Annotated in this window: 12 protein-coding genes; 5 read left to right on the top strand and 7 right to left on the bottom strand. The window is 69.1% G+C overall.

Annotation, left to right across the window (positions count from 1 at the left end):
- The first annotated feature begins 2 nt into the window (after positions 1–2).
- Together acnA and TPAU_RS10390 are read left to right on the top strand one after the other, a co-directional pair.
- Positions 3–2,819, top strand: coding sequence for an aconitate hydratase AcnA (acnA, locus tag TPAU_RS10395; RefSeq protein ID WP_013126709.1), 2,817 nt, complete (start codon positions 3–5; stop codon positions 2,817–2,819).
- A gap of 79 nt (positions 2,820–2,898) precedes the next feature.
- Positions 2,899–3,468, top strand: a complete 570-nt coding sequence (locus TPAU_RS10390) for a TetR/AcrR family transcriptional regulator (protein ID WP_013126708.1) — start codon at positions 2,899–2,901, stop codon at positions 3,466–3,468.
- 7 nt (positions 3,469–3,475) lie between these two features.
- On the opposite strand, the gene TPAU_RS10385 is transcribed toward TPAU_RS10390, so the two are convergent.
- The 7 genes from TPAU_RS10385 to TPAU_RS10355 all read right to left on the bottom strand — a co-directional run bounded on the left by TPAU_RS10385 (position 3,476) and on the right by TPAU_RS10355 (position 10,539).
- On the bottom strand, positions 3,476–4,303 hold the full coding sequence (locus TPAU_RS10385; protein ID WP_041944378.1) for a VOC family protein: 828 nt from the start codon (positions 4,301–4,303) through the stop codon (positions 3,476–3,478).
- Positions 4,304–4,352: 49 nt separating this feature from the next.
- Positions 4,353–5,378 carry an ABC transporter ATP-binding protein gene (locus TPAU_RS10380; protein WP_013126706.1) on the bottom strand — a complete coding sequence of 342 codons (1,026 nt, stop codon included), beginning with the start codon at positions 5,376–5,378 and terminating at the stop codon, positions 4,353–4,355.
- On the bottom strand, positions 5,375–6,895 hold the full coding sequence (locus TPAU_RS10375) for an ABC transporter permease (protein ID WP_013126705.1): 1,521 nt from the start codon (positions 6,893–6,895) through the stop codon (positions 5,375–5,377). The genes TPAU_RS10380 and TPAU_RS10375 overlap by 4 nt, the downstream gene beginning before the upstream one ends.
- Positions 6,885–7,922 (bottom strand): iron ABC transporter substrate-binding protein, encoded by a 1,038-nt coding sequence (locus TPAU_RS10370; protein WP_013126704.1) that lies wholly within the window; start codon positions 7,920–7,922, stop codon positions 6,885–6,887. The genes TPAU_RS10375 and TPAU_RS10370 overlap by 11 nt, the downstream gene beginning before the upstream one ends.
- Before the next feature lie 134 nt (positions 7,923–8,056).
- A complete protein-coding gene (locus TPAU_RS10365; protein WP_013126703.1) occupies positions 8,057–8,818 on the bottom strand; it encodes a YdcF family protein in 762 nt (253 codons plus the stop codon).
- 88 nt (positions 8,819–8,906) lie between these two features.
- Positions 8,907–9,422, bottom strand: coding sequence for a DUF4333 domain-containing protein (locus TPAU_RS10360; protein ID WP_013126702.1), 516 nt, complete (start codon positions 9,420–9,422; stop codon positions 8,907–8,909).
- A gap of 79 nt (positions 9,423–9,501) precedes the next feature.
- Positions 9,502–10,539 (bottom strand): glycerophosphodiester phosphodiesterase family protein, encoded by a 1,038-nt coding sequence (locus TPAU_RS10355; protein WP_013126701.1) that lies wholly within the window; start codon positions 10,537–10,539, stop codon positions 9,502–9,504.
- A gap of 109 nt (positions 10,540–10,648) precedes the next feature.
- Between TPAU_RS10355 and TPAU_RS10350 the strand changes: the two genes are divergently transcribed.
- Genes TPAU_RS10350 through TPAU_RS10340 form a run of 3 tightly spaced genes read left to right on the top strand, consistent with a single transcriptional unit; the run spans position 10,649 to position 16,279 of the window.
- The gene (locus TPAU_RS10350) at positions 10,649–12,157 is read left to right on the top strand and encodes a DUF3375 domain-containing protein (RefSeq protein ID WP_013126700.1); all 1,509 of its coding nucleotides are present in this window, start codon (positions 10,649–10,651) and stop codon (positions 12,155–12,157) included.
- A 1-nt stretch (position 12,158) separates the two neighbouring features.
- Positions 12,159–12,920, top strand: coding sequence for a DUF4194 domain-containing protein (locus TPAU_RS10345; RefSeq protein ID WP_013126699.1), 762 nt, complete (start codon positions 12,159–12,161; stop codon positions 12,918–12,920).
- The gene (locus tag TPAU_RS10340; protein ID WP_013126698.1) at positions 12,917–16,279 is read left to right on the top strand and encodes an ATP-binding protein; all 3,363 of its coding nucleotides are present in this window, start codon (positions 12,917–12,919) and stop codon (positions 16,277–16,279) included. Before TPAU_RS10345 ends, TPAU_RS10340 begins: the two co-directional genes overlap by 4 nt.
- The last annotated feature ends 7 nt before the right edge of the window (positions 16,280–16,286 follow it).

Raw genomic sequence — 16,286 nt, 5'->3', positions numbered from 1 at the left:
ACGTGAGCAAGAGCATCGATTCCTTCTCGTCGCGCGGCACGCTCGAGGTAGGCGATCAGTCGTACGAGATCTTCCGCCTCAGCGCCGTACCCGGCACCGAGAAACTCCCCTATGCCCTCAAGGTCCTGGCAGAGAACCTGCTGCGGACCGAGGACGGCGCGAACATCACCACCGATCACATCAATGCACTGGCCAACTGGGACCCCTCGGCCGAGCCGAGTGTCGAGATCCAGTTCACCCCCGCACGCGTGATCATGCAGGACTTCACCGGCGTGCCCTGCATCGTCGACCTCGCCACCATGCGCGAGGCCGTCACCGCTCTGGGCGGCGACCCGAACAAGGTCAACCCGCTCTCCCCCGCCGATATGGTCATCGACCACTCGGTGATCCTGGACGTGTTCGGCCGTGCCGACGCCCTCGAGCGCAACGTCGACCTTGAGTACCAGCGCAACGGTGAGCGCTACCAGTTCCTGCGCTGGGGTCAGGGCGCGTTCGACGACTTCAAGGTCGTCCCACCCGGCATGGGCATCGTGCACCAGGTGAACATCGAGTACCTGGCACCGGTCGTCATGACCCGCAACGGCCAGGCCTACCCCGACACCTGCGTCGGCACCGACTCGCACACCACGATGGAGAACGGCCTGGGCGTTCTGGGCTGGGGCGTCGGCGGCATCGAGGCCGAGGCCGCGATGCTCGGCCAGCCGGTCTCCATGCTCATTCCGCGCGTCGTCGGCTTCAAGCTCACCGGCGAGATCCAGCCGGGCGTCACGGCTACCGACGTGGTGCTCACGGTGACCGACATGCTGCGTCAGCACGGCGTGGTCGGCAAGTTCGTCGAGTTCTACGGCAAGGGCGTCGCCGAGGTGCCGCTGGCCAACCGTGCCACCTTGGGCAACATGAGCCCCGAATTCGGCTCCACCGCAGCGATCTTCCCGATCGACGGCGAGACCATCAACTACCTGCGCCTGACCGGCCGCACCGACCAGCAGCTCGCGCTGGTCGAGGCGTACGCCAAGGAGCAGGGCATGTGGCACGACCCGGAGCATGAGCCGGCCTACTCCGAGTACCTGGAGCTGGACCTGAGCAGCGTCGTCCCGTCGATCGCCGGCCCGAAGCGGCCGCAGGACCGCATCCTGCTCAGCGAGTCGAAGGTCGCCTTCCGCAAGGACATCCACAACTACGTGGAGGAGCAGCATCCGGCAACGCACACCCAGCTCGACGAGGCCGTCGAGGAGTCCTTCCCGGCGTCGGACCCGGCTGCGCTCTCGTTCGCGGACGACGGTGCCGTCAACGTCCAGTCGGCCGCCAACGGCGCCGAGGGCCGTCCTTCCAAGCCGGTCACCGTGACCGGTGAGCGCGGCACCTTCGTGCTCGACCACGGCGCCGTCGCGGTCGCGGGCATCACGTCCTGCACCAACACCTCGAACCCGTCGGTCATGCTCGGTGCCGCCCTGCTCGCCCGGAACGCGGTCGAGAAGGGCCTGACCACCAAGCCCTGGGTGAAGACCAACATGGCTCCCGGCTCGCAGGTCGTCACCGACTACTACGAGAAGGCCGGTCTCTGGCCGTACCTGGAGAAGCTCGGTTACTACCTCGGCGGCTACGGCTGCACCACGTGCATCGGCAACACCGGTCCGCTGCCCGATGAGATCAGCAAGGCGATCAACGACAACGATCTCACCGTGACGGCAGTGCTCTCGGGCAACCGCAACTTCGAGGGCCGCATCTCCCCCGACGTGAAGATGAACTACCTGGCATCGCCGCCGCTGGTCATCGCCTACGGCCTGGCCGGCACGATGGACTTCGATTTCGAGACCGACTCGCTGGGCAAGGATCACGACGGCAACGACGTCTACCTCAAGGACATCTGGCCCTCGGCGCAGGAGATCGACGACACGATCAAGAACGCCATCAACCAGGACATGTTCCGCAAGTCCTACGAGACCGTGTTCGCGGGCGATCACCGCTGGCAGAACCTGGACACCCCGGAGGGTGACACCTTCGCGTGGGACGAGAACTCGACGTACGTCCGTAAGGCCCCGTACTTCGACGGCATGACCATGGAGCCCGAGCCCGTCTCGGACATCTCCGGTGCTCGTGTCATGGCGCTGCTGGGCGATTCGGTCACCACCGACCACATCAGCCCGGCCGGCCCGATCAAGCCCGGCACCCCGGCCGCGCAGTACCTCGACTCGCACGGTGTGGCCCGCAAGGACTACAACTCGCTGGGCAGCCGGCGCGGTAACCACGAGGTGATGATCCGCGGCACGTTCGCGAACATCCGCCTGCAGAACCGCGTGCTGGACACCATCGGCCTCGAGGGCACGCAGGGCGGCTACACCCGCGACTTCACCCAGGAGGGCGGCCCGCAGTCGTTCATCTACGACGCGTGCCAGAACTACCAGGCCGCGGGCATCCCGCTGGTCGTCCTGGGCGGCAAGGAGTACGGCTCGGGCAGCTCGCGCGACTGGGCGGCCAAGGGCACCAGCCTCCTCGGCGTCAAGGCGGTCATCGTCGAGTCCTTCGAGCGCATCCATCGCTCGAACCTCATCGGCATGGGCGTGGTTCCGCTGCAGTTCCCCAAGGGCGAGTCCTGGAAGAGCCTCGGCCTCGATGGCACCGAGACCTTCGACATCGCGGGGATCACCGAGCTGAACAACGGTGTGACTCCGAAGACGGTGCACGTCACGGCCACCAAGACCGACGGCACCAAGGTCGAGTTCGACGCGGACGTGCGCATCGACACCCCCGGTGAGGCGGACTACTACCGCAACGGCGGCATCCTGCAGTACGTGCTGCGCAACATGGTCAACAGCTGACCGACGGTGTGACGTAGACGCGTGAAGGCGGGTCCGGCCTCCAGCCGGGCCCGCCTTCCCCGTCAGATCAGGAGTGCTCGTGCCCAAGGTCAGCGACGACCACCTCGCCGCGCGCAGACGTCAGATCCTCGACGGTGCGCGGACCTGTTTCGCCGAGTTCGGCTACGACGGCGCCACCGTGCGCCGGCTCGAGGCCGCGACCGGTCTGAGCCGGGGTGCGATCTTCCACCACTTCCGCGACAAGGACGCGCTGTTCCTGGCACTGGCCCGCGAAGACGCCGAACGCATGGCCGATATCGCCGCCACGCAGGGTCTGGTGCAGGTCATGCGTGACATGCTGGCTCATCCGGAGCGGTTCGACTGGCTCGGCACCCGCTTGGAGATCGCACGGAGACTCAAGAACGACAACGACTTCCGGGCTCAATGGACCGAACGCAGTGCCGAGCTGACCGCTGCCACATTGCGCCGCCTGGAGCAGCAGAAGCAGCGCGGCCGGCTGCGCGATGATCTGCCGACGAACGTGATCCTCGGCTATCTCGACCTGGTCCTCGACGGCCTGGTCACCCACCTCTCCTCCGGTCGCCCGACGGACGGCCTGGAGGCGGTGCTCGACCTGGTCGAGGAGAGCGTGCGCCGCCGCGAGGACTGAACTCCCGCTACATCCCGGCCGGCGGCGTGGCGTAACAGAAGAAGGCGCCGTTGACGTCGGTGGCGGCGGCGAGCGTGCCCCACGGCGTGACCTCGCCCGGCTGCACCACGGTGCCGCTCGCCGCGGTGATCCTGGCTCCGGCGGCCGCGACGTCCTCGACCGCGAGGTAGATCTGCCAGAACGAGGGCGTGCCTTCGGGATACGCGCCGGAGGCGAACAGCGGCGCCGAATCCATGATCCCCGCGACGCCCTCCTTGGTGCCGTCCGCCGCCGGGACCAGCACCTGTGCGTAACTGTCCGGGCCCACGGCGTCCGCGTCTCCCCCGGTCCCGACCTCCTCGTACTCCCACCCGAAGACGGTGCGGTAGAAGTCCTTCGACACGCCGTACTCTCGGCTCTGACAGTCGAACCAGTAGGGCGTACCCGGCACGCCGCGCTCGAGGAAGCCCGGATGGGTGCCGGGCTCCCAGACGCCGATCGCGGCGCCGGCCGGGTCGACCACGAAGCCGAACCGTCCCAACTCACCCACCGGGGACGGTGGCACGATCACGGCGGCGCCGGCCTCGGTGGCGGTGGCGATCGACGCATCGGCGTCGTTCGTGCGCAGGTATACCGACCACATGTCGCCCGGTCCTTCACCGCCATCGGTGGCTCCCATGAGCCCGGCCACGAGATTGCCGTTGACGCGGAAATTCCGGTAACCACCGAAGTCGGGATGCGGAGGATCGGCCTCCCAGCCGAACACCGCCCGGTAGAACTCCACCGCCGCATCGACATCGCGGCTCATCAGATCGATCCAGACGGGTGCCCCGACGGGCGCTGTGTACTCGGTCATGCCCCCTACCGTGGCACAGCACTCCGACATGCGCCGGGAGTCCGCGGGATCAGCGCGGGGCGACGGCGTGCAGGGGCCGCGCCGCCGTGATCGTGACCGCGGCGCCGAGCTCCGGGACCTCGGACACCGGCACGTCGAGCCGCACCCTCGTCTCGCCGACGGTGGCGGTGACGGCGCAGTGCTCCCCCCGGAATCCGACGCTGCGGACCCGATGCGCACCGCCGGCGATGAGGGTGAGTTCACCGGGGCGGGCGAGCACCTCGACGGGTCCGGTCGCACTGTGCCGCAGTGGGATCCGGCCCAGTGCGCACACGACGTGATCGCCGCTCGCGGTCCCGGGCAGAGCGGAGACCTCGCCGAACAGACGAGCGACTCCCACGTCGATCGGTGACGTGTAGACGTGCTCCGCAGGACCGGCCTGGCGCACGGCACCGTCGACCAGCACCACGATCGAGTCGGCCATCGCGAGCGCCTCCTCCGCGTCGTGCGTCACCAGCAGTGCGGTCGCCTGCTCCGCGCGCAGGGTCGCGCTCACGTGCTCGCGCAGCCTGCTCCGTAGCGCGGCGTCGAGCGCCGAGAAGGGCTCGTCCAGGCCGATCACCGTGGGCCGCGGCGCGAGTGCACGCGCCAACGCCACCCGTTGCTGCTGTCCACCGGACAGCTCCGCGGGACGGCGGTCGGCCAGCTCGTCCAGGCCCACCGTGGTGAGCAGACCCGTCACGCGGTCCTCGCGGCCCGGTGTCCGCCGCCATCGGGGCCCCAGACCGAAGCCCACGTTCCCCCGCACCGTCAAATGGGCGAACAGCGCGCCCTCCTGGGGTACGAGGCCCACGTTCCTCCGGTCGGGCGGAACGTGGATCCCGGGTGCCGCGACCACCGCACCGTCGATCTCGATACTCCCGCCGACGGCCCGTTCCAGCCCCGCGATGGCCCGGAGCAGGGTGGTCTTTCCGCAGCCCGACGGGCCCACGACCGCGGTGACGGCGCCGCGGCGCACCGTGAGATCGACGTCCCGGAGCACCGCGGTCCGGCCGTACCGCACCGACAGTCCGCGCACCACGACGGCGTCGTTCATCGTCTTCCCTCCCGGGTGAGCAGCATCGACAATGCCACGGTGGGCACCGACGCGACGAGTACCAGCAGCAGGCCCAGCACTGCGGCGCGGCCGTAGGCGACGTCGTTGTTCAGGCTCCACATGTGGGTGGCGAGTGTCGAGGTGCCCACCGGTGCCAGCATCAACGTGGCGGGGAGTTCCTTCGCCACCGACAGGCACGCCAGTGCCGCGCCGGCGGCGATCCCGGGGGCGGCCAGTGGCAGGCGCACCCGCGCCAGCGTCCCGACCGCGGAGGCCCCCAGAGTCCGCGCCGCGTCCGGAACCCGCGGCGGTATCGCGTCGAGTGCCTGCCGGGCCGGGCCGAGGCACACCGGCAGGAAGAGAATCACGTAGCAGGCGATCAGCAGCGGGGTGGTGAGATACCAGTCCGGCAACAGCCGGATCCCGACGAACACGGTCGCCAACGCCACGGTGACGCCGGGTAGCGCATACCCGAGGGACGAGAGGGATTCGATCGGACCGGCGCCGGGCCCGGGCGGCCGGGCCGTGTACACCGCCACCGGCAGCGCAGCGACGGCGATCACCGCGGCGGCGGTCACCGACAGCACCAGGGTGGCCCGCAGATCGGGCCAGGCCCAGGCGAGCACACCGCCCAGCGTGGTGAAGCCGAGCCGGGTCGATTCGCTGATCTCGCGCAGCAGCCCGGCCACCGGCACGGCGATCCCGGCCAGCAGCACGAGGGCGCTCACCGCCCACGCCGCGACGGCGCCCGAGCGCGCCGGCGAACGTTCAACGGTCGCCGCCGGCGGCGTGTCGCGGCGCACCCCGCGCTCGGCGGCCGCCAGGACGATCGCGACCACCGCGAGAACACAGCCGTACACCGCCGGCGTGCTCCGGTCGTACGCACCGTTGTACGCGTTGTAGATGCCGACGGTGAACGGCTCGTAGCGCACCACGGCCGGGCCTCCGAAGTCACTGATCGTGTAGAGCGCCACCAGGAGCGACCCGCCCGCGCAGGCGGGCCACACCCGGCGTGCGGTGACGCGCAGGAACACCGCGATGGGGCCGAGACCGAGGGTGCGGGCCACGTCTTCGTGGTCGCGGCCGAGACCGGCGAAGGCGGCCGCCGCGGGTAGCAGGACCAGTGGGTAGCAGGCCAGCACCAGGATCAGCACTGCCGCCCAGAAGCCCTCGAACCCCGGGAACAGCCGGGTCCAGACGAACCCCGCGACGTACGAGGGAATCGCGAGCGGCGCCGCGAGCAGCGCGAGAAGCAGCGATCGCCCTCGTCCCACCCGTGTGGTCACCAGCCATGCCGTACCCACGCCGAGTGCGCCCGCGGCGACGGTGACCGTCGCAGCGAGCCGAGCGGTGTTACCGGCCAGCTCGGCAGTGCGCGGACGCATCAGAAGCGCACGGGCACCGTCGAACCCGAGCTCGGACGCCCGCAGCACGAGGTAGGCCACGGGTACCAGAACAGAGCCTGCGACGGCCGCCGCGACCAGCCCGAGCGCGAGCCGGCCCGGGTTAGAGCGCACCCACCTCGGTAAACAGTCGCTCGGTGCCCTTGGTGTCGGCGAGCTGCGCGTAATCGACCTTCGGCGGCGTGAGGGCCGACAGTGGCGGCAGGCCGGGCACCGAGAACGGGACACCCGAGACCACCGGGTACTCCCCCGTCTTGGTGGCGAAGTACTCCTGCGAGGAGTTCGTCAACAGCTGGCGCACGAACTCGATGGCCTGCGGCTTCTTCGTGGAGCTCTTGAGCACCGCGGCGCCGGCGAGGTTCACGAGACCGCCCGGATCGTTATCGAAGAACGTGAGCTTCGACGGCACGCCCGCCTCGCCCTTCTCCTGCACGGCCTGCGCCCAGTAGTAGTGGTTGATCAGGCCGGACGCCACGGTGCCCGAGTTCACCGCGTCGAGGATCTTGCCGTTGCCCTCGAACTTCTTCGGCTCATTCGCCAGGAATCCCTGGAGCCACGCCTTCGCGCCGTCTTCGCCGCGGAGCACCCGCAGCGCGGTCACGAACGATTTGAACGACGCATTGGTGGGCGCATAGCCGACCTTGCCCTTGAACTTCGGGTCGAGGAGCCCGTCGATCCCGGTCGGCAGGTCGGCTTCGGGCAGCTGTGCGGGGTTGTACACCAGCACGCGCGATCGCGCGGAGGTCGCCGCCCAGGTGCCGTCGCCGGAGCGGTACTGCGCCGGGATCTTGTCCACGATGTCACTGGGCAACGGTTCGAGGAGCCCCGCCTTCGCGAGCGCACCGAGTTCGCCCGCGTCCTGACCGAAGTAGACGTCCGCGGGGCTGCGGCTGCCTTCCTCCTGAATCTGGTTGGCCTTCTTGTCGTAGGCGACGTTCACGGACACGGCACCCTTGATCTGATCGATCAGCGGACCTACGAGTTCCTTCGACCGGCCCGAGTACAGCGTGATCGTGGGGCCCGCCGACGAAGCGCTGGAGGTACCCGCGTCCGGAGTCGATCCGCTACCGCACGCGGTGAGCGAACCCACCGCGAGGACCGCTGCTCCTCCGAGCGCCGCCCACCGTCGAAAACCACCCATGCCTCTTCCCTTCGTCGCGCCCGCGCTGTGGAGCGTTGGCAGGACCATACCCGACGAATCGGACAATAGGCGAGGTTTACCTTTGTATACTTGTACGAGGTCAGAGGCGTTTTCAAACCGTCACGAACGTGTCATCAGATCTTCGCAACACCGCGGGCGTCACGGTAGACGGCTTGCACGCCCGACTGCGACATCGGTGCCGATTGGATCTTGGCGTCCGAGGCCACCACGGCCTGCAGCGTGACCCCGGCGACCAGGAAGTCGGCCACCGACCGCCGGGTGTGATCAGCCGATGTCACCAGGACGGCGCCGTTGCCGAACCCGTTCTGCCGCATCAGCGCCGCAGTGTTGATCGCGTTGCCCTGCGTGGAGCCGGCGCCGTTCTCCGTATAGACCCGGGTAGGCGAGATCCCCTGACCGATCAGCCATTCCTTCATCGCCGCGGCCTCGGTCTTGCCCGCCTTCGGGTTGCCCCCGGTGACGATCACCGGGAACGCAGGGTAAGCCTGCGCGACGGCGAGACCCTTGGTGAGCCGCTCGACGAGGATCGGTCGCAGGCCGCCGTTGTCCTCGAGGCCGAAGCCGAGGATCACGATCGCGCTGCCCGCCGCGACGCCGCCGGGCACCTGATCGGTGAGCGGAAAGGTGAGCGCCTGGTTGACGTTGGTCATCAGAGCCACCACCTTCTGGGCGTGATCGACCGGCATCTGGTTGACCGCGGCCTGCGCGCCGGCGGTGTCACCCGCCGCCTGCTTGCTGATGGCCTCGTCGGTCAACGAGGAAACCGACGCCGTCGCCGCCGGTGCCGCCGTGGCCGCGCCGACTGCGAGCGCGGTCGATGCCGCGACGGCGACCGTCAGGGCCGAGATCGAACGAATGAAGCCAGAGACACGCATGTTGTCCTCCGTGACATATGAGTCTACTGGTGAAAAAATACACGACTGTGTCGTGTGTTGCACATGCGACCGATGTTTCCCGTGCGGATCAGGGTTTGATCACCCACCGGTCCTCGCCGCGCATCGGCCCCACGGTGTACACGAGCGTCGCTGCGGTACCGGCCTGATCACGCGCGGTGCAGCGGAAGGTCGAGCCCGGCGGCAACGCCCGGAGTCCGGTTCCGCAGTCCACGGCGACCTGCGCCTTCACCTGCTCCGAGACCCTCGCAGCGAGTGCCGGGCCGGCGGAGCCCAAGTCGAAGAGTTTCTGCAGGGTCACGAAGTCGACCCGCATGTCGTCGTCCTTGACGGTGACCTCCACGGGCACGCTCACCTCGCGCACCCGGGCATCGCAGGTGAACCGCGAGCCGGGCTTCGGACGTCGCTGCGACTCGTCGCAGTCCACCGCGTCGACCTTGACCCCGAACTTCACGTACTCAGCGGACAGTTCCTGGGCGATCCGCTTGGTCAGCGCGTCGAAATCGATCGACGGACCGAACAGAGAGCAGCCGACCACGGCGGGTGCGGCGACGGCGGGGACAAGGACCAGCTTCGCGAGCCTCATGACGGGACAGTAGCCGAATCGAGGTCTTCGCGATCGCATCCCGCGTGGAACGAAATCTCCGATGACGCAGTACTTCCCGCTAGCTCGACGCAGGCGATGCGATGCCGAGGTCGCGGAACACGGTGCGGGCACGGTCGGGGTAGTCGGTGATCAGGCCGTCCACACCGTCGTCGAGCAGGGCTCGCATGGTCGCTGGGTCGTTCACCGTCCACGGGATCACCTTCAACCCGAGCGCGTGGGCACGACGGATCAGCGCGGGCGTGGTGAAGCGCACGAAACCAGGGTCGCCGACTCCCCCGTCCTGCGGATTACCCTGGACCGGTGAAACGGCGGTCAACCCGGCGATGGTCTCGGCGGCGGCGCGCACCCAGTCGCCGCCGTATCGGTCCACGTCCAGACCCAACCACGGCGATGCCCCGGGCTCGCCGGTCTGCAGGAACTGCGCGCCGTTGGTGAGGGCGATCAGGCCGACGCCCGGCAACAGCGGTCCGATCTCCCGCAGCGCGTTCCAGTCGAAACTCTGGATCGTGACCTGCCCCGCGAGGCCGGACCGGGTGATCTCGCCCGCGACGGCGCCGACGAACTCACCGCGGGGTGCGGTCTGCTCGGGAGCGCCGGCCTCGACTTTCGTCTCGATGTTCATCCGCACCGCAGACCTCCGCGAGCGCACCAGATCGAACAGCTCACGCAGCTCCGGGATACGGGCCCCGGCCACCACTCGCTGGGTGGTGTGCCCCTCCAGCTTCTCGTAGCCGCAGTTCATGGTGCGGATCTGCGCATAGCGAAGGTCGCGGATGTACTTCCCGACGTACGGGAACTGCGGATCGCTCGGTGTCGCGGGCGCGGTATCGGTGCACTTCTTGGCGTCGACCTTGCGGTCGTGCGTGATCACCACCTTCCGGTCCTTCGTCACCTGTGTGTCCAGCTCCAGCGTGGTCACGCCGAGCCGCATGGCGGCGTCGAAGCCCGCGAGCGTCGACTCGGTGGTCAGGCCGAGGCCGCCGCGGTGGGCCTGGAGGTCGACGGTGCGCTGCGGTGCTGCTGACACCGGAGCGGCGGTTCCAGCGACGACGGCGACCAGGGTGAGGACGGAGAGCATCAGGCGACCGGGGGTCATGGGTGCCGACGCTATGAGGCTGACGTGAATGCCGAGTGCACGACACCTCACGCGCCGGTGACGGGACCGCCGCTAGACTGGGCCGTCGCTCATCGATCGGGAGGTACACATGGCGCAGTCCGCCGCCGAGCTGTACGCCGCGTTCACGGACAACGCCGACAACGATGTCGCGCTGCGCCTGCTCCGCTCCCCCAACGCCGTCGCCTACCTGGCGCTGATGGCCGCCCGGCTGGGCACGGGCCCCGTCGACGCCGAGGAGCTCGCCGATGCGCTCACCGTCGACCTGCAGACCCTCGCGCAGCACTTCACGGACCGCGCCCGACCGGTCCCGGACGGCTCCGACGTCCTCGACACGTGGGTGAAGAACGGTTTCGTCTCCCGCACCCTCGACGACGAGGACCGCGAGGTCTGCCAGCTCACCCGAGGAGCCACCACCGCCCTCGGACAGGTGCAGGCGGTCTCCCTCGACCGGAACGTGGCCACCGAAACGGCTCTGGAACTGGTGACGGCCAGGCTCGCCGCGGTCGCGGTCACCGTCAGCCCCGACCCGGACGATCACCTGCGCGCTCTCGACGAACAGATCGCAGAGCTCACCCGGCGCCGGGAGGCACTGCGCGCGGGCCTGATCCCCGAATACGACCAGGGCAAGGTCGTCGATGATCTGAAGATCGTCAGCTCGCTGGCGGAACGGATGCCGGCGGACATCCTCGGCTACGGCGAGAAGCTGCGAGAACACACCCGGGCCCTGCTCACGCACGGCCTTGATGCGGCCGACAGCTCCGAGGCGGAGGCCTACGCCCGCACCCTCCAGCGCCTGTTCGACGGCCATGACGAGCTGGCCAACACCCCCGAGGGCAAAGCCTTCGACGCCTTCTACACGCTGCTCTCCGATCATCGGCTGCGCCGCCGTCTGGAGGATTCGGTGGCGGCGGTGGTCGTCGGCGTCGAACTACCGGACGATCTGCGCGAATCCCTGACCGGCTTCCTCGATCGGATGTGGATGCAGGTGCAGCGGGTCGACGAGATCCGCGGGCAGGTGTATCGCCGGATCAACACCTTCGTCAAGGACGGCGACTTCCTCCAGTACCAGTCGCTGCGGGCCCGGATCACCGAGGCACAGCGCGCCGCGGTGGAGGCCTTCGACACCGTCTCCGCCGGCCGCGATACCGGGCTCGCGGTGCCGATGAGCGCCGTCGACACCACGTCCGTGGGCGCACTGAAATTCCACGACGGCATCGTCACCCTGCCGCCCGAGGTCCGTGAGACGTCGGGTGAGTTCACCATCGACCCGGCCCGGCTGATCGGGCGCGAAGCGATCGACTGGGACTCGCTCGCGAACGCGGTGAACACCGCCGTCGCCGCCGCCGACGGTGCCTCGCTCACCGACGTCCTCGACGCCATCGACGCGCCTCGCGCGGGCGATGTGGTGGGTGTGTGGTCGCTCGGGGCGCGGTACGGCACCGTCGATGCCGACCGGCCCGTGACCGTACTCGCGCACACCGCCCGCGGGCCACGTGAGCTCACCGTCCCGCATGTGGTGTTCTCCGCCGCTCTTCCGCCCCTGACCCCGTCCTCGGCCGCGCCCGAGCCGACCACGCTCTTCGAGCAGGAGGCCTGACATGACCGACGAGTCCCTGGACATCGATGCGGGCGCACTGCCCGAGATCGACCTGGCCGACTTCTCCATCGCCGACGAGGACGCGGTGCGTTCGCTGCGCGGCGCCGACACCGCGCCGCGGTTCGACGGCGACACCTCACAGCTGCCCAACTCGGTGTGCTACGCCCTGCAAGAGCTGATCGCGGCGCCGCACGTGTCCGCGCGGTCGAAGAACTGGGCGGTGATCGAGGCGGAGGAGACGCTGCTGCGGTCCCGATTGTCCGAGCTGAACCTGCTGCTGGAGATCAACCGCGAGACCAAGCACGCCTTCACTCGGCAGGTCAGCGAGAACGACCCGCGCCAGCGGAACCTGCTGCGTGCCCAGAGCCTGTCGCTCGCGGCATCGGTGCTCGCCCTGTTCCTGCGTCTGAAGCACCTGTCCAGTCCGGACGAGACTGCGGTCGTGGAACGGCAGGAGATGATCGACCATCTGCTCTCCTTCCGTCCCACCCGCGACACCGACGAGGCCGGGTTCGTGAAGAAGGCCGATGCCGCGATCAACCAGTTGGAGACACGCCGCCTGATCCGGCGGGTGGGCACCTCGGACCGGTACGCCGTGCACGCGGTGATCGCATCGCTGCTCACTCCGGAACAGGTCGATCTGTACACGGCCGCCTACCGGGATCTGGCGAACACCGATCACGATCTCGCCGAGACCGCCGCACCCGACGAGGGCACCATCGACGAAAGCACCGCCGATACCGAGACCGAGGAGCAGAAGTGACGCGACGCCACCTCGGCCAGTACCGCCTCACCCGCCTGCAGGTGGTGAACTGGGGCACCTTCGACGGCTACAAGGACTTCCCCATCGACGAGCGCGGGGTGATCCTCACGGGCCCCTCGGGTTCGGGCAAGAGTTCGCTGATGGACGCGCACTCGGTGGTCCTGCTCCCCACCTACGACCAGTCCTTCAACGCCTCGGCGGATATGACGGCGAAGGGCGCCAAACGTGCCGCCCGATCGATGGCCGACTACGTGCGCGGCGCCTGGTCGGTCAACGATGACGAGCACCAGCAGTCCAAGGTGCAGTATCTGCGCGGAGATTCGGCCACCTGGTCAGCGGTCGCCGCGACCTATGACAACGGCGCGGGCACCGTGACCACCGCGGTGGCGGTGAAGTGGTTCGCCGGTTCCGGCACCGACGGTTCCTCACTGAAGTCCTGGTACCACCTGCACTCGGGCCCCTTCGATCTGCTCGACTTGCAGGACTGGGCGACTGCGGGCTTCGACACCCGCGGCTGGCGATCACGCCATGCCGACGTCGAATCCTTCGACACCCAGGCTGCCTACCAGGAGGCGCTGCGCCGGCGCGTGGGCATCGGTACCTCGTCGGCCGCGCTCGCCCTGCTGGGCAAGGCCAAGGCGATGAAGAACGTCGGCGATCTCGACGCCTTCATCCGCACCTACATGCTGGACCGGCCGCAGACCTACGCCCGCGCCGAGCGGCTGGTGGAGAACTTCACCCAGCTCGACGAGGCCTACCGTGCCGCCGCCCGCGCCGAGGCGCAGGAGAAGGTGCTGCGCCCCATGCCCGAGGCGTACGAGAAGTACCGCACCGCCACCGTCGGGACGACGCGCGCGGCCGATCTCCTGGGCGCCCCGGTGCGCTCGTATCTGCGTGGTCATCGGCTCCGGTTGCTCCAGGAGGAGATGGACCGGATCGAAGGCGAGCGCGCGGGTATGGACGCGCAGATCGCCCGCTGGGAGGACAAGGCCGAAGAGCGCAAACAGCGCTACAACGATCTGCTGCACCGGCTGCGCCAGGAGCAGGGCGAAGTGGGTGTCCTGGAGGCCGAACTCCAGTCCCGGGAATTGCAGACCCAGGCCCGCCAGCGCGCCTATGAGCGGTTCGCCACCGCAGTCGAGAAGCTCGGAGAGCGGGCGCCGGAGTCCGCGGAGGAATTCGCGGCCCTGCGCGAACAGGTCCCGGGCATCCGTGATCGCGCCACCGAGGCCGCCGAGGCGCTCGCCGGTCGCGTCCACAGCGCCTACACCGACGAATCCGACGCCCGGCGCGCCGTCGAATCCGTCGACGACGAGCTGGCCGTGCTGGATCGGCGCGCATCGCTGCTGCCACCCGCGCTACTCGACCAGCGCGACGTGATCGCCCGCTCCACCGGTGTCCCCGCCGAGGAGCTCCCGTACGCGGCGGAGTTGATCGATGTGAAGCCCGCGGAGCAGGCGACGTGGGCCGCCGCCGCCGAGCGCGTGCTGCGCCCGCTCGCCACCACGCTGCTGGTGCCCGCGCGCCACCAGCGCGCGGTGGCCGATCACGTGAACGCCCATCGTGTGCAGGGCGTCCTCACCTACCAGGTCGTCGAGGGGCCCGACCGCACTGCCGCGGTCGAGGGTTCGCTGGCCACCAAGCTCATCGTCGACGAGCGCACCGACGCCGGACAGTGGCTCGCGGGCGCGGTGGCGCGGGCGGCCCGCCACATCTGCGTCGACTCCCCCGCTGAGCTCGAGGACCACGACCAGGCGGTTACGCCGGAGGGCCTGGTCAAGGGAGCGGGCGGGCGGTTCCGCAAGGACGACCGCCGCGCCGTCGCCGACCGGTCGCAGTGGGTGCTGGGAACAAATACCGGGTCCAAGCGCGAGGCGCTGCAGCGCCGCCGCGACGAATTGGCGTCGGTGCACGTCAAAGCCGCCGAGGCGTCGGCGACGCTGCGTGATGACCTCGCCGAGTACAAGGCCGTGGCCGACGGGGCCACGGGGGTGCTCGGCTACGCGTCCTGGTCGGAGCTCGATCACTGGGCGGCGAAAGCCGAGGCCGAGGACCTCGCCGACCGGATCTCCGACGCCCGGTCGGGCAATGCCGACCTGAGCGAGCTGGAGCTGCAGGCCGACAACGCCTACGGCGAACTCGCCGAGGCGCAGACCCGGATCGGCGCGCTCACCGAGACGATGAACCGTGCCGGGAGCGAATTCGATGATCTGCTGGCCGAATTCGAGAAGCTCGACGGTGAGAGCGCCCCGAAACTGACGGACGAGGACCGGGAGTTCCTGGACACCGCGCTGTGGCATCTGCTCACGGCCGACGAAACCCGGCGGCGCCGCCTGACACTGGACACCTACGGCGAGATCCGCGCGGATCTGCGAGCCGAGTTGGAACGCCAACAGGCCGCCGCGACCGCCGAGCGCGATGCGGCGGAGACCCGCATCGTGCGCACCGCCGAACAATTCCTGCGCGAGTGGCCGGATGCCTCCACCGAGCTCCGGGCCGCTGTGGCGTCGGCACCGGACTTCGTCGCGGTGCACGAGAACCTGATCGCACACGGGCTGGCCGCCGCGACGGAGAAGTTCCGGCGGCTCATCACCACCGACGTCAGCCACTCGGTCTCGAACCTTTTCAAAGAAGTCGATGACACGCACCGGGCGATCACCCGCGGTATCGCGGACGTCAACGCCGGCCTGCGCCGGGTGGAGTTCAATGAGGGCACCTACCTGCAGATCGCGTACGCCGCACGGCCGACGCCGGAGGCCACGGAGTTCGCGACTCTGGTCGACGAGATGGTGCGCGACGCGCCGGCCGCGAAACGGGCCGAACCCGAGGCGATGGCCGCACAGTTCAAGCGGATCCGCGGCCTGGTGTTGCGCCTGACCGGCGACGACCCCGAGTCGCGCAGGTGGACCGAGAACGTATTGGATGTGCGCACCGGCTATTCGTTCTACGGCCGGGAGAATGCGGTCGGCGCCGAACCCGACGCGCCGGCGGTGGTGACCTACCGCAATACCGCCACCAATTCCGGTGGTGAACAGGAGAAATTGGTGGCCTTCTGCCTGGCCGCGGCGTTGAGCTTCGCACTCGGCAGCCATGGCATCGACGGATCGAACGAGCCGGCGTTCGCGCCGCTCATGCTCGACGAGGCCTTCAGCAAATCCGATGAACGGTTCTCGGCGCAGTCCCTGCGCGCGTTCGAGCAGTTCGGTTTCCAGTTGATCATCGCCGCCCCGATCCGCATGGTGGGCATCGTCGAACCCTTCATCGGGCAGGTCATCCTGGTCGACAAGCACACCGGGGCGGACGGTGCGCGCTCCGACGCCCGGTACGCCACCTTCGGTGAGCTGACGACGGCGCGCTAGTTCCCGC

The organism is Tsukamurella paurometabola DSM 20162, from assembly GCF_000092225.1.
Classification (GTDB): Bacteria; Actinomycetota; Actinomycetes; order Mycobacteriales; family Mycobacteriaceae; genus Tsukamurella; species Tsukamurella paurometabola.
Note: the sequence above shows the minus strand (reverse complement) of the source record. Positions and strands in the feature narration are given on the sequence as shown.